This is a genomic window from Staphylococcus sp. KUGN1, from assembly GCF_045984185.1.
Classification (GTDB): domain Bacteria; phylum Bacillota; class Bacilli; order Staphylococcales; family Staphylococcaceae; genus Staphylococcus; species Staphylococcus warneri_A.
In genome coordinates, this window is the sequence record NZ_JBJQIL010000001.1 from 762,873 (window position 1) to 785,767 (window position 22,895).

The 22,895-nt window shown below is 31.5% G+C and carries 18 protein-coding genes; 14 read left to right on the forward strand and 4 right to left on the reverse strand.

What is annotated here, in order from left to right; genetic code table 11:
- Window positions 1–141: 141 nt before the first annotated feature.
- Window positions 142–765 carry a transcriptional repressor LexA gene (gene lexA, locus ACJQQZ_RS03850; RefSeq protein ID WP_002451301.1) on the reverse strand — a complete coding sequence of 208 codons (624 nt, stop codon included), beginning with the start codon at window positions 763–765 and terminating at the stop codon, window positions 142–144.
- Between the two features lie 142 nt (window positions 766–907).
- On the opposite strand from lexA, the gene sosA reads away from it, so the two are divergent.
- The 8 genes from sosA (at window position 908) to sbcC (ending at window position 9,453) form a co-directional block, all read left to right on the forward strand.
- Window positions 908–1,141: a DNA damage-induced cell division inhibitor SosA gene (sosA, locus tag ACJQQZ_RS03855; RefSeq protein WP_002451302.1), complete on the forward strand. Its 234-nt coding sequence runs from the start codon at window positions 908–910 to the stop codon at window positions 1,139–1,141.
- Window positions 1,142–1,321: 180 nt separating this feature from the next.
- A complete protein-coding gene (locus tag ACJQQZ_RS03860) occupies window positions 1,322–1,558 on the forward strand; it encodes a DUF896 domain-containing protein (RefSeq protein ID WP_002451303.1) in 237 nt (78 codons plus the stop codon).
- Between the two features lie 133 nt (window positions 1,559–1,691).
- The gene (gene tkt / locus ACJQQZ_RS03865; protein ID WP_145505231.1) at window positions 1,692–3,680 is read left to right on the forward strand and encodes a transketolase; all 1,989 of its coding nucleotides are present in this window, start codon (window positions 1,692–1,694) and stop codon (window positions 3,678–3,680) included.
- 214 nt (window positions 3,681–3,894) lie between these two features.
- A complete protein-coding gene (locus ACJQQZ_RS03870) occupies window positions 3,895–4,137 on the forward strand; it encodes a YneF family protein (RefSeq protein WP_015365032.1) in 243 nt (80 codons plus the stop codon).
- Between the two features lie 196 nt (window positions 4,138–4,333).
- Window positions 4,334–4,516: a hypothetical protein gene (locus tag ACJQQZ_RS03875; RefSeq protein WP_002451306.1), complete on the forward strand. Its 183-nt coding sequence runs from the start codon at window positions 4,334–4,336 to the stop codon at window positions 4,514–4,516.
- 203 nt (window positions 4,517–4,719) lie between these two features.
- Complete coding sequence (locus ACJQQZ_RS03880; RefSeq protein ID WP_049425459.1) at window positions 4,720–5,187, forward strand: CcdC family protein; 468 nt, start codon at window positions 4,720–4,722, stop codon at window positions 5,185–5,187.
- A gap of 106 nt (window positions 5,188–5,293) precedes the next feature.
- Window positions 5,294–6,418 (forward strand): exonuclease subunit SbcD, encoded by a 1,125-nt coding sequence (sbcD, locus tag ACJQQZ_RS03885; RefSeq protein WP_124228329.1) that lies wholly within the window; start codon window positions 5,294–5,296, stop codon window positions 6,416–6,418.
- Window positions 6,419–6,423: 5 nt separating this feature from the next.
- Window positions 6,424–9,453, forward strand: coding sequence for an exonuclease subunit SbcC (sbcC, locus tag ACJQQZ_RS03890; RefSeq protein WP_408023070.1), 3,030 nt, complete (start codon window positions 6,424–6,426; stop codon window positions 9,451–9,453).
- A gap of 75 nt (window positions 9,454–9,528) precedes the next feature.
- Here sbcC and mscL read toward each other — a convergent pair whose 3' ends face one another.
- Window positions 9,529–9,885, reverse strand: a complete 357-nt coding sequence (mscL, locus tag ACJQQZ_RS03895; RefSeq protein ID WP_002451310.1) for a large conductance mechanosensitive channel protein MscL — start codon at window positions 9,883–9,885, stop codon at window positions 9,529–9,531.
- Between the two features lie 213 nt (window positions 9,886–10,098).
- On the opposite strand from mscL, the gene ACJQQZ_RS03900 reads away from it, so the two are divergent.
- From ACJQQZ_RS03900 to menI, 3 genes are all read left to right on the forward strand, one after another.
- Window positions 10,099–11,742 (forward strand): BCCT family transporter, encoded by a 1,644-nt coding sequence (locus ACJQQZ_RS03900; RefSeq protein ID WP_124228328.1) that lies wholly within the window; start codon window positions 10,099–10,101, stop codon window positions 11,740–11,742.
- A 295-nt stretch (window positions 11,743–12,037) separates the two neighbouring features.
- Window positions 12,038–14,743, forward strand: coding sequence for an aconitate hydratase AcnA (gene acnA / locus ACJQQZ_RS03905; RefSeq protein WP_049424749.1), 2,706 nt, complete (start codon window positions 12,038–12,040; stop codon window positions 14,741–14,743).
- 105 nt (window positions 14,744–14,848) lie between these two features.
- Window positions 14,849–15,316 (forward strand): 1,4-dihydroxy-2-naphthoyl-CoA hydrolase MenI, encoded by a 468-nt coding sequence (gene menI, locus ACJQQZ_RS03910; RefSeq protein WP_002451313.1) that lies wholly within the window; start codon window positions 14,849–14,851, stop codon window positions 15,314–15,316.
- A gap of 73 nt (window positions 15,317–15,389) precedes the next feature.
- Here the strand turns inward: menI and ACJQQZ_RS03915 are convergent, their stop codons facing one another.
- Window positions 15,390–15,686 (reverse strand): HesB/YadR/YfhF family protein, encoded by a 297-nt coding sequence (locus ACJQQZ_RS03915; RefSeq protein ID WP_049424751.1) that lies wholly within the window; start codon window positions 15,684–15,686, stop codon window positions 15,390–15,392.
- Window positions 15,687–15,923: 237 nt separating this feature from the next.
- Entirely contained in the window at window positions 15,924–16,532 is a 609-nt protein-coding gene (gene plsY / locus ACJQQZ_RS03920; RefSeq protein WP_023375260.1) for a glycerol-3-phosphate 1-O-acyltransferase PlsY, read from the reverse strand.
- Window positions 16,533–16,741: 209 nt separating this feature from the next.
- Between plsY and parE the strand changes: the two genes are divergently transcribed.
- The 3 genes from parE to alsT all read left to right on the forward strand — a co-directional run bounded on the left by parE (window position 16,742) and on the right by alsT (window position 22,810).
- Complete coding sequence (parE, locus tag ACJQQZ_RS03925) at window positions 16,742–18,736, forward strand: DNA topoisomerase IV subunit B (RefSeq protein ID WP_185285775.1); 1,995 nt, start codon at window positions 16,742–16,744, stop codon at window positions 18,734–18,736.
- Window positions 18,733–21,138, forward strand: coding sequence for a DNA topoisomerase IV subunit A (gene parC, locus ACJQQZ_RS03930; RefSeq protein ID WP_408023071.1), 2,406 nt, complete (start codon window positions 18,733–18,735; stop codon window positions 21,136–21,138). Before parE ends, parC begins: the two co-directional genes overlap by 4 nt.
- A gap of 202 nt (window positions 21,139–21,340) precedes the next feature.
- Window positions 21,341–22,810, forward strand: a complete 1,470-nt coding sequence (gene alsT / locus ACJQQZ_RS03935) for a glutamine transporter AlsT (protein WP_002451318.1) — start codon at window positions 21,341–21,343, stop codon at window positions 22,808–22,810.
- Window positions 22,811–22,895 lie beyond the last annotated feature (85 nt).

Genomic DNA, 22,895 nt, shown 5'->3' on the forward strand with positions numbered 1-22,895 from the left:
GATAGAATGTCAACTAAATCAAAACAACAACCTGATATCTTAGAAAAAGTAAAAGAAGTTTTGAATAAGAATCAAAATAAAAAGGATTAGGCTAATGGCCTAATCCTTTTTTTTATAGGGGGTTATGAGGATAAGTTATGATTACATTTCTCTATATAAACCGATTACTTTTCCAACTACTATAACATTATCTAAGTAAATTGGATCCATTGTACTATTTTCTGGTTGTAATCTGTATCGGTTCTTTTCTTTATAAAATCTTTTAACTGTTGCTTCATCATCTTCAGTCATCGCAACAATGATATCGCCATTTTCTGCGATTGTTTGACTACGAACGATGACTTTATCGCCATCAAGAATACCTGCTTCAATCATACTGTCTCCAACAACATTTAAAATAAAGATATCGCTATTATGTGTGGAAGTTAAGTGTTCAGGTAATGGAAAGTATTCTTCAATATTCTCGACTGCAGTAATTGGAATACCGGCTGTTACTTTACCTATTACAGGAACATGAATCGTTTCTTCCATACTAATATTATCGTTTAATTGTTCGCTAACAATTTCAATTGCTCTAGGTTTAGTAGGATCGCGTTTAATATAGCCTTTTTCTTCTAATCTTGATAAATGACCATGAACGGTTGAACTTGAGGCCAATCCTACTGCTTCACCAATTTCGCGAACACTTGGCGGATACCCTTTTGATTGAACAATCTGCTTAATGTAATCATATATTTCGCTTTGTCTTTTCGTTAATTCTCTCATATATAGGCACTCCCTAGTTTTATTTAAGTTTATTATAGCATCTCTATAATCAAATAACAAACGTTTGTTCGTTAAAGTGTTGACATGGAACATCTGTTCTGTTAAATTATAAATACAAACAAACGTTCTAGGAGTGAAATTCATGTTAACAAAACAAACAAAGACATTTTTAACATATATAGCAGTATTTTTAGTATCTTGCCTTATCTTTTTAGTATTCTTCTTAAGTGTTAATCAAAGTGCACATTCAGAACAAACGTACGAAATGACAGATCATGAAATTCATCAGAATGCTAACCAAAATGAACATCAAGTACCTAATAATGATGGGAACAGCGAACATAAATCTGGGTCTATGTTCGCATTAGCCCACTAAGATAGATTAAATAAAGAGAAAGTGAGCGTAACGATTTGGTTATGCTCATTTTTTTTGTTATATTTTATGGAAGGTTTATCAACGCTATATTATTATAAGAATATAAAAATATATGATATAAGGTTAGAAAAATATGATATATATAATTGAACAATAATTGAGATGAAAGTAGGAAGTTGAATGTCTAAAAATGATTTGAATATTGATAGAATTAATGAATTAGCTAAAAAGAAGAAAGAGCAAGGTTTAACTAACGAGGAAGCAAAAGAGCAATCTAAGTTAAGAAAAAAATATCTTGATTCATTTAGAGAGGGATTCAAAAAGCAATTAGAAAATACTAAAGTGATAGATCCAGAAGGTAATGACGTTACTCCTGAAAAATTAAAGAAAATTCAACAGAATAAGAAAGAAAAATAAGCGTGAAATTTTATCATTTTAGATTTATTTTAATAGAAAAACTGAGGGATTTTTCAGATTTTTCTTTATGAATTTATATTAAAATAAGTTATAATTAATTTGAGGTATTATTTGAAGAAGGGAAGAAAATATAATGTTTAATAAAGAAGATCAATTAGCAATCGATACGATTCGTGCTTTAAGTATCGATACAATAGAGAAAGCCAATTCAGGACACCCTGGTTTACCAATGGGTGCAGCACCAATGGCATACACACTATGGACAAGACACCTAAATTTTAATCCCCAATCTAAAGATTATTTTAACAGAGATAGATTTGTATTATCAGCAGGACATGGTTCGGCATTATTATATAGCTTATTACATGTATCTGGTAGCTTAGAAATGGATGAACTTAAACAATTTAGACAATGGGATTCTAAAACTCCAGGACATCCAGAATTTAAACATACTGATGGCGTAGAAGTAACAACAGGTCCACTAGGCCAAGGTTTTGCAATGTCAGTAGGTATGGCTTTAGCGGAAAGTCATTTAGCAGGTAAATTTAACAAAGAAAATTATAATGTAGTAGATCATTATACTTATGTACTTGCTTCAGATGGCGACTTAATGGAAGGTATTTCACATGAGGCAGCTTCTTTTGCCGGCCATAACCAATTAGATAAGTTAATCGTTTTATATGATTCAAATGATATTTCATTAGATGGTGATTTAGATAAAGCCTTTTCTGAAAAAACGCAATCACGTTTTGAATCATATGGATGGAATTACATCTTAGTTAAAGATGGAAATGACTTAGAAGAAATTGATAATGCAATTAATAAAGCTAAATCTCAACAAGGACCAACTATTATTGAAGTAAAAACAGTAATAGGTTTTGGTTCTCCAAATAAATCAGGTACTAACGGCGTACATGGTGCTCCATTAGGTGAAGATGAACGTAAATTAACATTAGAAGCATATGGTTTAGATCCTGAAAAACGATTTAATGTACCACAAGAAGTTTACGATATCTTCAATTCTACAATGTTAAAACGTGCTAATGAGCATGAAGAAAATTGGAAAAATAAAGTTGAAGAATATAGTAAAGCTTATCCAGAACTAGCTGAAGAGTTCAAATTAGCGATTAGTGGTAAATTACCACAAAATTATGAAAAAGAATTACCTAAATTTGATGCAGATCATAATGCAGCATCTCGTGCTGACTCAGGTGAAGTTATTCAAGCATTAAGTAAACATGTGCCATCATTCTTTGGTGGATCTGCAGACTTAGCTGGTTCAAATAAGTCAAATGTTAAAGATGCTAAAGATTATGATAAAGATAATCGTGATGGCAAAAACATTTGGTTTGGTGTTCGTGAATTTGGTATGGGTGCAGCTGTTAACGGTATGGCAGCTCACGGTGGATTACATCCATACGGGGCAACATTCTTCGTTTTCAGTGACTACTTAAAACCTGCATTACGTTTATCAGCAATAATGGGATTAAATTCAACATTTGTATTTACTCATGATTCTATTGCAGTAGGTGAAGATGGTCCTACTCATGAACCAATTGAACAATTAGCTGGATTACGTGCAATTCCTAACATGAATGTTATTCGTCCAGCAGATGGTAATGAAACAAGAGTTGCTTGGGAAGTTGCTTTAGAATCTGAAAGCACGCCTACATCATTAGTACTTACACGTCAAAATTTACCAACTTTAGATGTTTCAGAAGAAACAGTAGAAGAAGGTGTGCGTAAAGGTGCATATGTCGTTTATGAATCTAAAGAAACACCTGAATATTTATTATTAGCAACTGGTTCTGAAGTAAGCTTAGCGGTTGAAGCAGCTAAAGATTTAGACGCACAAGGTAGAGGTGTTCGAGTTGTTTCTATGCCAAACTGGTTCGCATTCGAACAACAATCAGAAGACTACAAAGAATCTGTGATTCCTTCAAATATTACTAAACGTGTAGCTATTGAAATGGCATCAACATTAGGTTGGCATAAATATGTCGGTACTCAAGGTAAAGTCATTGGTATCGATGGATTTGGTGCAAGTGCTCCTGGCGACTTAGTTGTTGAAAAATATGGATTTACAAAAGAAAATGTTTTAAATCAAATTCGTGAATTTTAATTCAATGACGATTTAAATATATATTTGTAGCCTGAGACATTTATTATGTCCCAGGCTTCGTTTTTTAATATTAAAATAATTTATAAAGTACGTTTAATAAAATTAGAAAATTTGTTATGATTTTTGATGTGCATTATTTTAAGTCTTAAATTTGTCTTGAAATAAATATTTGAATCTAGTAAAATTCATTAGGATAAAGAAAGTGGGTGAAACAATGGCAACGTGGTTAGCAATTATCTTAATTGTAATAGCATTAATCGCAGGTTTAGTTGGTGGTTTCTTCTTAGCTAGAAAATATATGATGGATTATTTGAAAAAAAACCCACCTATTAATGAAGAAATGCTACGTATGATGATGATGCAAATGGGTCAAAAACCTTCTCAAAAGAAAATCAATCAAATGATGACTATGATGAACAAAAATATGGACCAAGGTATGAAAGGTCAAAAGAAATAAAAAAGATAAAAAGGATTAAGACAGTTATAAAATGCTGTCTTAATCCTTTTTTTGATATGATCATTCTTTTAAATATAATTCTTAAATGTTAAGTTAAAATTAAAATGTTTTTATATTAAGGTGAGGATTATTGGAATTATTAAGTCTATCGTTAAGAATCTATAATTAATTATTAATTTTTGAGGTGAGTGTTAATTTGAATTTAGAACCAGATAGTATCATTATAGGTATTGCATCATTCTTATCGGTATTAATAGGGTCATTCATTGGCAATCAACTTAAAGTGCATGTGGTTTTACGATTATTGTTAACATTTATTATCACGGTTATATTATTATTCTTTTTCTGGTGGTTAGGATATGTCATTTATGATAAATGACATATGCATACTGTTTTATTCTTATACTACAATAAAAGTTAAGTGCTTTATGAGAATTCAAAAGTTAAATAAAGTTTAAATTGTTTAATTTTGTGGGAAGCATTTCTTAAATTAAAAGCTATGAAAATATACATGATTAATGATATACTAACACGTGATTAAAAAAGAGTATTGCAGTTTAGAATATATGAGAAGGTGTAACAGTGGCATATTTAATATTTTCAATTGTAGTTGCATTCTTGATGGGTGCAGTTGTTATTGTGATTCGTATGAAAGCACAAAAATTTCCAGTCAATGAAAAGAAAATTATTTTACCACCATTTTTCATGGCAACGGGTGCTTTAATGTATGTAATACCGTATTTTAGATTAACAGGGATTGAGATACTAGAATCTTTTGTCTTAGGTGTTTTATTTTCAACAGTCTTAATATGGACATCACGTTTCGAAGTAAAAGGTAGCGAGATTTATATGAAACGTTCAAAAGCATTTCCAATTATCTTGATATCACTATTAGTTATACGTACTGTTATAAAAATATTCATTAGCAATGAGATTGATCCAGGAGAGATTGCTGGTATGTTTTTCTTATTAGCTTTTTGTATGATAGTACCATGGAGATTAGCGATGTATTACAAGTACAAAAAAGTAAAAAAATCTATTGTTCATTAAATATATAAGAGCCACTTATCTACTGAGATGAGTGGTTTTTTGCTTGAAATATGTGAGGAAAAGTATTATGATTAATACGAACAAACGTTCTATTTGGAGGTAAAAAATGAAGGTAATCCATACAGCAGATTGGCATCTAGGTCGCATTTTAAATGGTAAACAATTACTTGAAGATCAAAGGTATGTATTAGATCAATTTATAAATCAAATGAAAGAAGAAAAACCAGACATAATCGTTATTGCTGGAGACTTATACGATACTACATATCCAGGTAAAGATACGATTAAATTATTCGAAGAGACGATTTCCAAGTTAAATATTGATTTAAAAATTCCAATTATTTTAATTAGTGGAAATCATGATGGAAAAGAGCGTTTGAATTATGGTGCGAGTTGGTTCGAACATAGTAATTTATATATTAGAACTAAATTAGAAAATATGACACAGCCCATTCGTATTAATGGTATCAATTTTTATACATTACCTTTTGCAACTGTTGCTGAAGTACAACACTATTTTAAAGATGACTCAATTCAAACACATCAACAAGCATTGGATAAATGTATAACTAGTATGTCAGAAACACTTCAACCTCAAGACATTAATGTATTGATTGGCCATTTAACTGTACAAGGTGGTAAGACATCCGATTCAGAAAGACCATTAACTATAGGTACTGTCGAAACAGTAGAAAGAAAATCATTTAATATTTTTGATTTTGTCATGTTAGGACACTTACATCATCCATTTAGCATTAATGAAGACACTATTAAATACAGTGGATCATTACTTCAATATTCTTTTTCAGAAGTAAGGCAACCTAAAGGTTATCGAGTAGTCAAGTTTAATCAAAAAAATGATATTCAAGATTATTTTGTTCCAATAGAACCATTGAGAAAATTAGAAATAGTCACAGGTGATTATCAAGACGTTATACAAGAAAAGGTAAACGTATCAAATAAGAATAATTATATCCATTTCAAATTAAGAAATATGGCTCATATTTCAGATCCTATTATTAACTTGAAACAAATCTATCCCAATACATTAGCATTAACAAACGAAACGTTTGAGCACCATGAAGCAATTCAACACATTGAAATAAAAAAAGAAGATGATCTATCAATTATTAATAATTTTTATAAAACAATCACCAAAGAGCAATTGTCTGATGTTCAAGAAAAGAAAATGAATCAAATTATTAATGATTTGATAAGAAAGGAAGATTAATTACTTTGAAACCAATGATGTTAAAGCTGAACAATTTTGGTCCTTTCTTAAATGAAACAATAGATTTTAGAAATATAGATCAAAATCAATTGTTCTTAATTAGTGGTAAGACTGGTTCCGGTAAAACAATGATATTTGATGCTATCGTATATGCTTTATATGGCGAAGCTTCAACTAAAAATAGAAAGGAGAATGATTTAAGAAGTCATTTTGCAGATGGTAATTCAGCTATGCAAGTGACGTTCGAATTTGAACTTAATGATAAACTATTTAAGATAGTTCGTACGGGGCCTTTTGTCAAAGAAGGAAATACCACCAAAACTCCCGCGAAATTAAATGTTTTCGAGTATATAGAAAATGAATTTGATTTAAGGGAAAGTATGGTGAATGCGGGTAACCAATTTATCATCGACTTAATTGGTGTTAATGCTGAACAGTTTAGACAATTATTTATTTTGCCACAAGGCGAATTTAAAAAATTCTTATTATCTAATAGTAAAGAAAAGCAAGGGATATTAAGAACACTCTTTAATAGTGAACGATTTGAAGAAATAGAAAAACGATTAAATGAAAATGTTAAAAATGAAAAAATCCAAATTGAAGAAAGATATAAAAATATTGAACGATTATGGAATGACATCCATACTTTTGAAAATAATGATCTAGAAGAATTAAAAAGTATCAATGTACATCAAACAGATAAAATCAATGAAGTATTACATAGATTTAATGAATTTGGTGAAAAAATAGAGCGAAAAAAATATGAACAAAAGAAAAGTCATGAAAATGAAATAGAAAAAGTAGAACAAAAACTCAATGATAATAAAGAGTTAGAATTCAATTTAAATGAGTTAAAGAAAAATGAAAATGAATTAAAGCAACTTAAGCAAAATGAAAGTTTTATTAATCAACATCGAGCGAAACTGAATAAGATTAATGAAATTAAACCATTATCGCAACTACTCGATAGAAATGAAGCGGCCAATAAAAAGTTAAAGCAAGCAGAAAAATCTATAGAAATTGCTGTGCATTCAATTAATAATTTATTAAAAGAAAAAGAAGAAAATCAATTTGGATTAAATCAACTATCTGAACAAGAGGAGTCTATAAACAAAGAAAAAGACTATTTAGAAAAGACTAATACTTTCTATAACAATTTGTCTCAGTATTTAAATAGTTATAAAGAAAAAGAACGTTTATCCTCTCAACTAGTAAATTTAAATGAAAAAAGCGAATTAGTAGAACGTGAATTATTAGATTTAAATGAAGCTATTAAATCAAAAGAAATCAACTACAGTCATGTTGAACAATTGAGTCAAGATATTTTCAATATTGAAAAGGAAATAGAACAAGCTGAAAAGTTAAAAAATGATATGCAAATGAAAGAAGAATTAAATTCTAAGTTGAATGACACTAAAGCGTCTTATAATCAAAAGTGTATTGAAATAGATGACTTATCTAATAAGCTATATGAAATAGATAAGACAGAAATTAATTTAAATAACAAAGAAACTTTAGTAGAACAACTTCAACAAGTCGTGTCACTTGGCGACACATGTCCAATTTGCGGGAATGAAATTACTTCATTAGGACAACATATTGATTTTGATAGTATTAATAAAAAGCAAAATTTAATTCAATCATTACAAGAAGATCTTAATAAAATGAATATTGATAAAGCAAAATTGGAAAGTTCTTTAAATCATTTAACGGAGCAAATAAATAATATTTATATTGATCAAAATTCCATACCGGATATTGAAAATCTGTATTCTAAAATCAGTAGAAAGAAAGAAGAAAAAGAAAAACAACAAAAAGAAAATGAATTTATCTTAAAAACGAATAAGAAAGTAGAACGAAAACGTCAAGAAACGTTTGAAATTAGAAATGAAGTTAAGAATGCTGAATCAAAAATTGAACAATGTGAGATACGAATCAATGATTTTGAATCAACAACTAAACATACTGAAATAGATGAATTTGAATCATATTTTAAAAAGCTAAAAAGTAATGTTGATCATTATTTAAAATCACTTGAAGAGCATCAACAAAATAGAAATGAAATTGCTCAAAAATTAAGTATTGAAGAAAATAACTTGCAGCATCATAAGCAAACTAAGAATGAAATCCAAGAAGATATTAAACAAACACAACAAGCGATAGAAGCTGAAATGAATCGTTTAAATATAGATTCTATTGAGCAGGTTCAGGATATAGTTAAAATTGTTAATGAAAAAGAAGAAATTGAGAATGAAATTAAAGAATATGATAAACAAATCCATAAGTATGAATTGGAAATGAACAGACTTAAAGAGTTAGTTGCAGGGAAAAAATTAGATAATATAGAAGAAATTCAAAAAGCACTTTCACAACTTAAAGTTGAACTTGAACATTTGAATCATGAAATAGCCACATTAGAATATCAACTGAAATTAAATCAACAAAAAGTGGATGAAATCGTATCTAATATCGAGTATTTAAATAAAGAGTTGAAAGAGCAACAAGATATATTTAATCTTGCAGAAATTCTGTCTGGTAGAAACAGTCAAAAATTAACATTGGAAAATTATGTTCTGATCTATTATTTAGAAAAAATTATAGCACAAGCTAATTTACGTCTTGCTACTATGAGTGGTCAAAGATATCAATTGCAAAGAAGGGAAGCTTTATCTCAAGGGTTTAGTGGTCTGGAAATTGATGTTTTCGATTTTTATTCTAATAAAGCAAGACATATCAGTTCTTTATCAGGTGGAGAGACATTCCAAGCATCTCTAGCGCTAGCATTAGGTTTAAGTGAAATTGTTCAACAAGAATCAGGCGGTATCTCTCTTCAATCAATGTTTATTGATGAAGGTTTTGGTACATTAGATCAAGAAACACTTGAAACCGCACTAGATACATTAGTGAACCTCAAATCAACGGGAAGAATGGTAGGTATCATTTCCCATGTTAGTGAACTAAAACAAAGAATACCACTCATTTTAGAGGTTACATCAAATCAATATCAAAGTATGACAAAATTTAAATGGAACTAAAGTAAAATTTCTCTATAAAAAAATCGATTTATCAACTTACAATTAAAAAGTTGATAAATCGATTTAAAATTATTACTAATGTTTTTCTCTTAATAAATCTCTAATTTCAGTTAAAAGAACAGTATTTTGTTCTAATTCCTCTTCTGGTTCTTCATTCTTCATTAAAGTATTTGCAATTTTTACAAAGATAAATAATGCAAAAGCAATGATTATGAAATCAATTATTGATTGAATGAATAAACCATATTTAATTCCCCAAAAAGCCCAATCTTCTGCAAAATTAACTGAACCGAAAATTTTCCCAATTAATGGCATAATGATGTATTCGACTAATGCAGAGATAATTTTATTGAAAGCTGCTCCCATAACAACGGCTACAGCTAAATCTAACACGTTGCCTTTTAACGCAAAGTCTTTAAATTCTTTTAGCATTTAAATAGTCCTTTCTAAACAATATTTAAGAGTCATTATACAACATATAATTAATTTAGCAAATAGGAAATTTAATCAAATTTGATTCTAAATAGGACGTTTGTTATCCTATAGTAGTGCTTTAGTAAAATTAAATGTTTTAAGATAAAAAAAGAATATTTTAATTTTACTAGTTTGAAAATTTAATAATAGATATGAAGGGAGTAATTAATTATGAATTCTTCTTCTTCTAAAGAAAAGAACGGTAAGAAGATTTCTCCGGTGTTTATCTATAGTGCAATTATCGCAGCAATTGTTGTATTAATTGGTGCTATTTTCCCAACACAATTTGACACAGTAACGAATGAAGTCAAAATGTGGATAACAGATAAACTAGGTTGGTATTACTTAATTCTAACTACGATTATAGTATTCTTCTGTATTTTCCTTATCTTCAGTCCAATTGGGAAACTTAAATTAGGTAAACCAAATGACAAACCGGAATTTAATACTATTTCTTGGTTTGCGATGTTATTCAGTGCCGGTATGGGTATCGGTTTAGTCTTTTATGGTGCAGCTGAGCCAATGTCTCATTTTGCTTCACCACCTGATGCTGATCCGAAAACGACAGAAGCTTACACAGAAGCATTACGTTCAACGTTCTTCCATTGGGGCTTCCATGCATGGGCTGTTTATGGTGTTGTAGCATTGGCACTTGCTTATGCACAATTCCGTAAAGGAGAGCCTGGATTATTATCTAGAACTTTACGTCCAATTTTAGGTGATAAAGTTGAAGGACCTATTGGAACATTCATCGACGTACTTTCAGTATTTGCTACATTAGTTGGTGTAGCCGTATCACTTGGTATGGGTGCATTACAAATCAACGGTGGTTTAAATTACTTATTTGGCGTACCGAATACAACTTGGGTTCAAGCTATTATTATTGTAATAGTTACAATCTTATTTATTGCAAGTGCTTGGTCAGGTTTAAGTAAAGGTATCCAATATTTAAGTAATCTTAACATCGGATTAGGTGCTTTATTAATGATCATTACATTAATTATTGGACCGACTGTTTTAATCTTAAACATGATGACTAGTTCAACAGGTAGCTTATTAAATACATTCTTATTTAATAGTTTTGATACTGCAGCGTTAAATGGACAAAAACGTGAATGGATGTCTACGTGGACACTTTACTACTGGGGCTGGTGGTTAAGTTGGAGTCCATTCGTTGGTGTGTTTATTGCCAGAGTTTCAAAAGGACGCTCAATCAGAGAATTTATTTCTAGTGTACTATTAGTACCAGCGATTGTTAGTTTCATCTGGTTCAGTGTATTCGGTGTTCTTGGTATCGAAACTGGTAAGAAACATCCAGATTTATTCAAAATGACTCCAGAAACACAATTATTTGGTGTATTCAACCACGTACCATTAGGTATTGTATTATCATTTATTGCACTTATTTTAATTGCTTCATTCTTTATTACTTCAGCTGACTCAGCAACATTCGTATTAGGTATGCAAACAACATTTGGTTCATTAAATCCAAGTAGTATGGTTAAAGTAACTTGGGGTATTGCTCAAGCACTTATTGCCTTTGTATTATTATTAGCTGGTGGCGGAGATGGAACAAAAGCACTCAACGCAATTCAGAGTGCCGCCATTATTAGTGCGTTCCCATTCTCCTTTGTCGTCATATTAATGATGATCAGTTTCTACAAGGATGCTAATAAGGAACGTAAATTCTTAGGATTAACATTAACTCCTAATAAACACAGATTAGAAGAATATGTTAAATATCAACAAGAGGATTACGAATCTGATATTTTAGAAAAACGTGAATCTAGACGTAATCGTGAAAAAGAAGAATAATGGAATGAATTATCTACTTAAAGGTGGATTTATAGCTATCAACAATTTTGTTGATAGCTATTTTTATGTTTCAAACATATAAAATAATAATTACTTGCGATTGATAACCATTCTCAATTAATAAAAATAACTTATAGTACAAATGCGTCATAATAAGTTTTACTTATATAAACTGATTAAAAATGCGAAATGAAAAATGACTCCTTTATATACCTATACAGTTGTGTTCGAAAACATATAATAATACAATTTAACTAAGGCATATAAATATATAGAAATTCAAGGGGGATATCAAATGGCTTCTAACTTTAAAGAAACAGCAAAGAAACAATTTGATTTAAATGGCCAATCATACACGTACTATGATTTAAAATCATTAGAAGAACAAGGTTTAACTAAAATTTCAAAGTTACCTTATTCAATCCGTGTATTACTAGAATCTGTGTTACGTCAGGAAGATGATTTTGTAATTACTGATGATCACATTAAACAATTAGCAGAATTTGGCAAAAAAGGTAACGAAGGTGAAGTACCTTTCAAACCATCTCGTGTAATTTTACAAGACTTCACTGGTGTACCAGCTGTAGTTGACTTAGCGTCTTTACGTAAAGCAATGAATGATGTTGGTGGGGATATTAATAAAATCAACCCTGAAGTACCAGTAGACTTAGTTATTGACCACTCAGTACAAGTTGATAGCTATGCTAATCCAGATGCATTACAACGTAATATGAAATTAGAATTTGAACGTAACTATGAACGTTACCAATTCTTAAACTGGGCAACTAAAGCATTCGATAATTATAATGCTGTACCACCAGCAACTGGTATTGTTCACCAAGTAAATTTAGAGTACTTAGCGAATGTTGTACATGTTCGTGATGTTGATGGCGAACAAACTGCGTTCCCGGATACATTAGTTGGTACTGACTCTCATACAACAATGATTAACGGTATTGGTGTATTAGGTTGGGGTGTCGGCGGTATTGAAGCCGAAGCAGGTATGTTAGGACAACCTTCATACTTCCCAATTCCAGAAGTTATTGGAGTAAGATTAAGCAATGAATTACCACAAGGTTCAACAGCAACTGACTTAGCGTTACGTGTAACTGAAGAGTTACGTAAACGTGGCGTAGTTGGTAAATTCGTTGAATTCTTCGGTCCAGGTGTAACAAACTTACCATTAGCTGACCGTGCTACAATTGCAAACATGGCGCCTGAATATGGTGCAACTTGTGGTTTCTTCCCAGTTGATGAAGAATCACTTAAATACATGAAATTAACTGGTCGTAAAGATGATCACATTGCACTTGTAAAAGAATATTTACAACAAAATAATATGTTCTTCCAAGTTGAAAATGAAGATCCTGAATATACTGAAGTGATTGATTTAGATTTATCTACAGTTCAAGCTTCTTTATCAGGACCAAAACGTCCACAAGATTTAATCTTCTTAAGTGACATGAAAACTGAATTCGAAAAATCAGTTACAGCTCCAGCTGGTAACCAAGGTCACGGTTTAGATGAAAGTGAATTTGATAAGAAAGCTGAAATCAAATTCAATGACGGTAGAACTTCAACTATGAAAACTGGTGATGTTGCAATAGCAGCGATTACATCATGTACAAATACATCTAACCCTTACGTTATGTTAGGTGCAGGTCTAGTTGCTAAAAAAGCAATTGAAAAAGGCTTGAAAGTACCTGATTATGTAAAAACTTCATTAGCACCAGGTTCAAAAGTTGTTACTGGATATTTAAGAGATTCAGGTTTACAAGAATATCTTGATGACTTAGGTTTCAACTTAGTTGGTTATGGTTGTACAACTTGTATCGGTAACTCAGGTCCATTATTACCTGAAATTGAAAAAGCAGTAGCTGACGAAGATTTATTAGTAACTTCTGTACTTTCTGGTAACCGTAACTTTGAAGGTCGTATTCATCCATTAGTTAAAGCTAACTACTTAGCTTCACCACAATTAGTTGTAGCTTATGCATTAGCTGGAACAGTTGATATCGATTTACACAATGAACCTATTGGTAAAGGTAAAGATGATGAAGATGTATACCTTAAAGATATCTGGCCAAGTATCAAAGAAGTTGCAGATACAGTTGATAGTGTCGTAACACCAGAATTATTCTTAGAAGAATATGCAAATGTATACGAAAATAATGAAATGTGGAATGAAATCGACGTTACTGACGCACCATTATATGATTTCGATCCAAATTCAACTTATATTCAAAATCCATCATTCTTCCAAGGTTTATCTAAAGAACCAGGAACTATTGAACCATTAAAAGATTTACGTATTATGGGTAAATTTGGGGACTCAGTTACAACTGACCACATTTCTCCAGCAGGTGCTATCGGTAAAGATACACCAGCAGGTAAATATTTATTAGACCATGATGTTCCAATTAGAGAATTTAACTCTTATGGTTCAAGACGTGGTAACCATGAAGTAATGGTACGTGGTACTTTCGCTAATATCCGTATTAAAAACCAATTAGCGCCAGGTACTGAAGGTGGATTTACAACATACTGGCCTACAGGAGAAATCATGCCTATCTATGATGCAGCTATGAAATATAAAGAAAATGGTACTGGTTTAGCTGTTTTAGCAGGTAATGATTACGGTATGGGTTCATCTCGTGACTGGGCTGCTAAAGGTACAAACTTATTAGGTGTTAAAACTGTTATTGCACAAAGTTATGAACGTATCCACCGTTCAAACTTAGTAATGATGGGTGTATTACCATTACAATTTAAACAAGGTGAATCAGCTGATTCTCTAGGTTTAGAAGGTAAAGAAGAAATTTCTGTAGATATCGATGAAACAGTTAAACCTCATGACTTAGTAACTGTTCATGCTAAGAAAGAAAACGGAGAAGTTGTTGATTTTGAAGCAATGGTTCGTTTCGATTCATTAGTAGAATTAGATTATTATCGTCATGGCGGTATACTACAAATGGTATTAAGAAATAAATTAGCTCAATAATCACAAAAAATGTGACTTTTGACAGTGCTAACGTTTAGGTTAGCACTGTTTTTTTATGCTAAACTATATATGTAATGTTAATAGTTAAGGAAGGATTGGACTTAAATGATTTATAGTTTGACTGAAATTGAACCAAGATATCAAGAGACAGATAAAATGGGCGTGATTTATCATGGTAATTATGCAACATGGTTTGAAGTAGCTCGTACAGATTACATTAGAAAACTAGGATTTAGCTATGCTGATATGGAAAAGCAAGGGATCATTTCTCCAGTTACAGACTTAAATATCAAATATAAAAAATCAATTTTTTATCCTGAAAAAGTTACCATTAAAACTTGGGTTGAAAAATACTCTAGATTGCGTTCTGTATATAGATATGAAATTTTTAATGAACAGGGCGAACTTGCAACTACAGGTTATACTGAGTTAATTTGTATGAAAGCTGATACATTTAGACCGATTAGATTAGATCGTTATTTTGCAGATTGGCATGAAACATATAGTAAAGTTGAAGGTTTAAATAAAGAAGGCATCAACGAGGAAGTCACTAATGGTATTGATCATTTATAATTTAAACTAATAAGACATATTAAACATAGCCCTAGAGTGCTTTATAAATGCATTCTAGGGCTATATAATATTTCTATTTCTTTGTATATGAAATTTCATCTTCATGATCAACTGTATCTACAACAATATGATCATCTTCAAAGTACCATAAATCTTTTTCAGATATAACAATCGTTAAACCGTTATAATCCTCTTCGTAAACAACCTCAACATCAGATTTATTTTCAACATTAAATGCTGGGCTGAATCCTTGTTTTAATTGAAATTCGCCACCATAACGTACGAAGAAATGTAATACTTGATTATCTTCAGGTAAGTCAAATTCATCTTTAAACCATTGAACTGCTTGATCTGTAAGTTCAATTTTCATTTAATCTCCTCCATATTAAATCTCTATATTTTACTAGATGGACTGTCAATTTTAGTGATATTAGAATTATAGCATAGCCTATCATTCTAATATATTTTTAAACACTATATTTAAAACGTAATACTTACAAAAATATAAAATCATCTGTGTACAATTGATTACAATATAGAAAAGCGCTTAGTAAGATATCTATTTAACAAATACCTAACTAAGCGCTCATAACTTTGTTTATTTAATTTACATCCATGTTATCTTAGGTTCTTCACCTTTAAAGATACGGACAATATTTGTTTTGTGGCGTATAATTAAAATTATAGAAACAATTCCACTGACTGCAAGTAAAATGTAGTCCTGTATAATGAGTGAACCTATCACACAACAAATGGCTGCTACGATACTTGATAAGGACACGTATTTAAATGTTTTTAGCACTAAAAAGAAAATTGCAGCTAAAATTAATAATAAAATGGGATTGACTCCTAAAACTACCCCAGCACTCGTAGCAACTGCTTTACCACCTTTAAATTTTAAATATATAGGATATACATGGCCAAGTATTGCGAATAAACCTACAATTAGTCCGTTGGTAAAGAATGTACTTATAGGTCCATCAGCATGTACTGGTAACCAAATAGGGAAGAATACAGTGATAAACCCTTTAAATATATCTAAGAAGGTTACCACAAATCCTGCTGGTCTACCTAATACCCTAAAACTATTTGTTGCTCCAGTATTGCCACTACCAAATTGTCTTATATCTTTCTTAAAGAATAGCTTTCCAATAACCAAACCACTTGGAAAAGCACCAATAAGATAACTTAGTATTAACATGACGACGATCATCATAAAATACACATCCTTTAGTAACTTAGCACTATTTTACCATATACCCCTTATTTTAGAACAATAAAAATTGATAATTTAAAAATGAATAATCATTAAAATAAACTGAATTATCAAGATGATACTTGCAATTTATACAGATTTATATAAGAATAACTATTGTATAGTTTTAAAAACGAACGTACGTTTGTAGGAGGGCGAAATCATTGGCAATGAATAAACAAAATCATTATTCAGATGATTCTATACAGGTTTTAGAAGGTCTTGAAGCTGTTAGAAAAAGACCGGGGATGTATATAGGATCAACTGATAAACGTGGATTGCATCATCTAGTATATGAAGTTGTCGATAACTCCGTCGATGAAGTATTAAATGGTTACGGGGATGAAATAACAGTTATCCTAAACCAAGATGATAGTATTTCAATAGAAGATAATGGTCGTGGGATGCCAACAGGTATTCACGCTTCAGGTAAACCAACTGTTCAGGTTATCTTTACCATATTACATGCTGGAGGCAAATTTGGCCAAGGTGGATATAAAACATCTGGTGGACTACACGGTGTTGGTGCGTCGGTAGTTAATGCACTAAGTGAATGGTTAGAAGTTGAAATTCATAGAGACGGTAATATTTATAAACAGAGTTTTAAAGATGGTGGTGTGCCTGCGACAGGGTTACTCAAAGAAGGAAAAACAAAGAAAACGGGTACAAAAGTAACGTTTAAACCAGATCCTGAAATTTTCAAAGCCACAACATCATTTAATTTTGATGTTCTAAGTGAGCGTTTACAAGAATCTGCATTCTTATTAAAAAACTTAAAAATTAAATTAATTGATTTACGTCGTGGTAAAGAAAGAGAAGAATATTACCATTACGAAGAAGGTATTAAAGAATTTGTAAGTTATGTCAATGAAGGTAAAGAAGTTCTTCATGATGTCACAACTTTTACAGGTACATCTAATGGCATCGAAGTTGATGTGGCTTTCCAATATAACGATCAATATTCTGAAAGTATTTTAAGTTTCGTAAATAATGTGCGTACTAAAGATGGCGGTACACATGAAGTCGGATTTAAAACGGCTATGACTCGTGTATTTAACGATTATGCGAGACGTATCAATGAATTAAAAGAAAAAGATAAAAATTTAGATGGAAATGATATACGTGAAGGATTAACAGCTATCGTTTCTGTAAGAATTCCTGAAGAGTTATTACAATTCGAAGGACAAACTAAATCTAAATTAGGTACATCAGAAGCTAGAAGTGCTGTAGATTCAGTTGTTTCTGAAAAATTACCATTTTATCTTGAAGAAAAAGGACAATTGTCTAAATCGCTTGTGAAGAAAGCGATTAAAGCACAACAAGCTAGAGAAGCTGCACGTAAAGCACGTGAAGATGCACGTTCTGGTAAAAAGAACAAACGAAAAGATACTTTATTATCAGGTAAATTAACACCTGCTCAAAGTAAAAATACAGAGAAAAATGAACTTTATTTAGTAGAGGGTGACTCTGCTGGTGGTTCGGCTAAACTTGGTCGTGATCGTAAATTTCAAGCGATACTCCCATTAAGAGGTAAAGTCATTAATACTGAAAAAGCTAGATTAGAAGATATCTTCAAAAATGAAGAGATCAACACGATTATTCATACCATTGGTGCAGGTGTTGGTAATGAATTTAAAATTGAAGATAGTAATTATAGTCGAATTATCATTATGACCGATGCTGATACAGATGGTGCTCATATTCAAGTGTTATTATTAACGTTCTTCTTCAAATATATGAAACCTTTAGTACAAGCAGGTCGAGTCTTTATAGCATTACCTCCACTTTATAAATTAGAAAAAGGTAAAGGTAAATCTAAGAAAGTAGAATATGCTTGGACAGATGATGAATTAGATAAATTACAAAAGCAACTTGGTAAAGGATTCTCATTACAACGTTACAAAGGTTTAGGTGAAATGAACCCTGAACAATTATGGGAAACAACAATGAATCCAGATACACGTACGTTGATTCGAGTTCAAGTTGAAGATGAAGTACGCTCTTCAAAACGTGTAACAACGTTAATGGGAGATAAAGTAGCTCCACGTAGAGAATGGATTGAAAATCATGTTGAATTTGGTATGCAAGAAGATTTAAGTATTTTAGATAATACTGAAGTTCAAATTTTGGAAAATGAAACCTATGAGGAGGATGAAACGAATTGAGTGAGATAATTCAAGATTTATCACTTGAAGATGTAATAGGTGACCGTTTTGGACGATATAGCAAATATATTATCCAAGAGAGAGCATTACCAGATGTTCGTGACGGGCTTAAACCAGTACAGCGTCGTATTCTATACGCGATGTATTCAAGTGGTAATACATTCGACAAAAATTTCCGTAAAAGTGCTAAAACTGTCGGGGATGTCATTGGTCAGTATCATCCTCATGGTGACTCTTCAGTATATGATGCCATGGTGCGCTTAAGTCAAGATTGGAAGTTACGACATGTCTTAATCGAAATTCATGGTAACAATGGTAGTATTGATAATGACCCACCAGCAGCGATGCGTTATACAGAAGCTAAGCTAAGTCAATTATCTGAAGAACTGTTAAGAGATATCAATAAAGAAACCGTGTCATTTATTCCAAACTATGATGATACAACATTAGAGCCTATGGTATTACCTGCTAGATTCCCTAATTTATTAATTAATGGCTCTACTGGTATTTCAGCAGGTTATGCAACTGATATTCCGCCACATAATCTTGGTGAGGTTATTCAAGCGACTTTAAAATATATTGATAATCCTGATATTACTGTGAGCCAATTAATGAAATACATGAAAGGCCCTGATTTTCCAACTGGAGGCATTATTCAAGGTCTAGATGGTATCAAAAAGGCATATGAATCAGGTAAAGGTAAGATTGTGGTACGTTCAAAAGTAGACGAAGAAGAACTACGCAATGGACGTAAAGAATTGATTGTGACTGAAATTCCGTACGAAGTGAATAAAAGTAGTCTAGTTAAACGTATTGATGAATTACGTGCGGATAAGAAAGTTGACGGTATTGTTGAAGTTCGAGATGAAACGGATAGAACTGGCTTACGTATTGCTATAGAACTTAAAAAAGATGTTAATAGCGAAGCAATCAAAAATTTCTTATATAAAAATTCTGACTTACAAATATCTTACAACTTTAATATGGTAGCAATTAGTGACGGCCGACCAAAATTAATGGGTATTAAACAAATTATTGATAGTTATATCAATCACCAAATTGAAGTGGTGGCCAATAGAACTAAATTTGATTTAGAACATGCTGAAAAACGCATGCATATTGTTGAAGGTTTAATGAAAGCATTGTCAATATTGGATGAAGTCATCGCACTTATTCGTAATTCTAAAAATAAAAAAGATGCTAAAGATAACTTAGTTGCTGAATTTGACTTTACTGAAGCTCAAGCAGAAGCGATTGTGATGTTACAACTTTATCGTTTAACAAATACCGATATTGTTGCTTTAGAACAAGAGCATGATGAATTATCGAATTTAATCAAAGATTTACGTCATATCTTAGATGATCACGATGCATTATTAAATGTGATTAAAAATGAATTGACTGAAATTAGAAAGAAATTTAAAACAGATCGTCTTTCTACAATTGAAGCGGAAATTTCTGAAATTAAAATTGATAAAGAAGTTATGGTACCAAGTGAAGAAGTAGTATTGAGCTTGACAAGACATGGTTATATTAAACGTACGTCCACACGAAGTTTTAACGCAAGTGGCGTTTCTGAAGTAGGCTTAAAAGACGGGGACAGCTTATTAAAGTATCTTGATGTAAATACCCAGGATACTGCACTCGTGTTTACAAATAAGGGTAGATATTTATTCATTCCTGTTCATAAATTAGCTGAAATTAGATGGAAAGAGTTAGGACAACATGTGTCACAAATTGTTTCTATTGATGAAGATGAACAAGTGATTGATGTGTTTAATGAGAAAGACTTTAACCAACGCGAAGCCTTTTATATTATGGCTACGCGCAACGGCATGATTAAGAAAAGTAGCGTTCCGCAGTTTAAAACGACACGCTATAACAAGCCATTAATTGCTATGAAAGTAAAAGAACAAGATGAAGTGATTAACATCATGCGAGTAGAATCAGATCAATTGATTACAGTGGTTACGCACAAAGGTATGTCACTAACTTATTCTACAAATGAACTATCTGATACAGGTCTTCGTGCTGCTGGTGTTAAATCTATTAATTTAAAAGATGAAGATTTCGTAGTAATGACTCAAATGATTAACCACTCAGAATCAGTGATGATGGCTACTCAACGTGGTGCAATTAAGCATATTGGATTCAAAGTATTACAAGAAGCTAAACGTGCACAAAGAGGTATAACTTTACTTAAAGAATTGAAAAAGGCGCCGCATCGAATTGTAGCAGCTGATGTTGTCCGCGCTAATCATACGACATATACATTATACTCAGATAACAATCAAGAGAGTGGCGAAATTGCGTCAATTCACAAATCTGAACAATATACGAACGGTTCGTTTATTGTAGATATTGATGATTTTGGTGAAGTTAAAGGTATGTACTTACAATAAAAGTATATGCAATACATGAATAAGATGATAGAATAAAATATAATAATAACAATTAAAGCGTTCAAGAGGTTTATATTAAATTGAACAATCTAGTGTTAAGTATTGATACTTTGAATCATTATTTAATTAGATTGCTATATGATAATATGAATCTCTTGAATTTTTAAGATATGAATTTTATTTATAGATGAGAGGGATTTATTTGAAAGATTTTGATAGTTTAATTCCTGGTTGGTTTAAAGATTTTGTCCAAGTAGGGAATGATTTAATTTGGTCTCAATATCTAATTGGATTGTTACTTACAGCTGGTTTCTTCTTTACTATCAGTTCTAAATTTGTGCAACTTCGCATGTTACCTGAAATGTTTAGAGCATTAGTTGAGAAACCTGAAACATTAGAAAGTGGCGAAAAAGGTATTTCGCCTTTCCAAGCATTTGCAATTAGTGCAGGTTCAAGGGTTGGTACAGGAAACATTGCTGGTGTAGCAACAGCAATTGTATTAGGTGGCCCTGGTGCAGTATTTTGGATGTGGATTATTGCATTTATAGGTGCAGCAAGTGCATTTATGGAAGCAACATTAGCACAGATTTATAAAGTACATGATAAAGATGGTGGGTTCCGAGGCGGACCAGCATATTACATAACTAAAGGATTAAACCAAAAATGGCTAGGTATTGTATTTGCGATTCTAATCACAGTTACCTTCGCATTTGTGTTTAATACAGTTCAATCAAATACGATTGCTGAATCATTAAATACTCAGTATCATATTAGCCCAGTTATTACAGGAATTGTACTAGCTGTCATTACAGCTATCATTATTTTTGGTGGTGTTCGAAGTATTGCGACATTATCATCATTAATCGTTCCTATTATGGCGATCATATACATTGGTATGGTTTTAATCATTTTACTATTAAACTTAGATCAAATCGTTCCAATGATTGGTACTATTATCAAAAGTGCTTTTGGTTTTGAACAAGTAACTGGTGGTGCTGTAGGTGCTGCTATATTACAGGGTATTAAACGTGGTTTATTCTCAAATGAAGCAGGTATGGGTTCTGCACCAAACGCAGCAGCAACAGCTGCCGTACCTCATCCAGTTAAACAAGGTTTAATTCAATCATTAGGTGTATTCTTTGATACTATGCTTGTATGTACAGCTACAGCAATCATGATTTTATTATATTCTGGATTAAAATTTGGAGAAAATGCACCTCAAGGTGTGGCAGTTACACAATCTGCTTTAAATGAACATTTAGGTTCAGCAGGTGGTATTTTCTTAACCGTTGCAATTACACTATTTGCCTTTTCTTCAGTAGTAGGTAACTACTATTATGGACAATCTAATATAGAATACCTTTCAAATAATAAGACAATTATTTTCATTTTTAGATGTCTTGTAGTCGTACTTGTATTCATTGGTGCAGTTGCTAAAACTGAAACAGTATGGAGTACAGCAGACTTATTTATGGGACTAATGGCAATTGTTAATATTGTTTCTATTATTGGACTTTCTAATATTGCTTTTGCAGTAATGAAAGATTATCAAATGCAACGTAAAGCAGGTAAAAATCCTGTGTTCAAACCAGAAAACCTTGAGATCAACTTATTTGGAATTGAATCTTGGGGTATCAATGCAACAAATAAAGCAAATAAAAATAATAAGTAATGATAAATCCTGAGACGTATATCAATGTCTCAGGATTTTTTTATTAAAACGTAAGTTATTGATTATGAACTCTTTAGTATTGTGC

What these genes read in the sequence shown, in the direction of transcription:
- lexA (WP_002451301.1), bottom strand. Translation starts at nt 765, where the DNA reads ATGAGAGAATTAACGAAAAGACAAAGCGAAATATATGATTACATTAAG.
- sosA (WP_002451302.1), top strand. Translation starts at nt 908, where the DNA reads ATGTTAACAAAACAAACAAAGACATTTTTAACATATATAGCAGTATTT.
- ACJQQZ_RS03860 (WP_002451303.1), top strand. Translation starts at nt 1,322, where the DNA reads ATGTCTAAAAATGATTTGAATATTGATAGAATTAATGAATTAGCTAAA.
- tkt (WP_145505231.1), top strand. Translation starts at nt 1,692, where the DNA reads ATGTTTAATAAAGAAGATCAATTAGCAATCGATACGATTCGTGCTTTA.
- ACJQQZ_RS03870 (WP_015365032.1), top strand. Translation starts at nt 3,895, where the DNA reads ATGGCAACGTGGTTAGCAATTATCTTAATTGTAATAGCATTAATCGCA.
- sbcD (WP_124228329.1), top strand. Translation starts at nt 5,294, where the DNA reads ATGAAGGTAATCCATACAGCAGATTGGCATCTAGGTCGCATTTTAAAT.
- mscL (WP_002451310.1), bottom strand. Translation starts at nt 9,885, where the DNA reads ATGCTAAAAGAATTTAAAGACTTTGCGTTAAAAGGCAACGTGTTAGAT.
- ACJQQZ_RS03900 (WP_124228328.1), top strand. Translation starts at nt 10,099, where the DNA reads ATGAATTCTTCTTCTTCTAAAGAAAAGAACGGTAAGAAGATTTCTCCG.
- acnA (WP_049424749.1), top strand. Translation starts at nt 12,038, where the DNA reads ATGGCTTCTAACTTTAAAGAAACAGCAAAGAAACAATTTGATTTAAAT.
- menI (WP_002451313.1), top strand. Translation starts at nt 14,849, where the DNA reads ATGATTTATAGTTTGACTGAAATTGAACCAAGATATCAAGAGACAGAT.
- ACJQQZ_RS03915 (WP_049424751.1), bottom strand. Translation starts at nt 15,686, where the DNA reads ATGAAAATTGAACTTACAGATCAAGCAGTTCAATGGTTTAAAGATGAA.
- plsY (WP_023375260.1), bottom strand. Translation starts at nt 16,532, where the DNA reads ATGATGATCGTCGTCATGTTAATACTAAGTTATCTTATTGGTGCTTTT.
- parE (WP_185285775.1), top strand. Translation starts at nt 16,742, where the DNA reads ATGAATAAACAAAATCATTATTCAGATGATTCTATACAGGTTTTAGAA.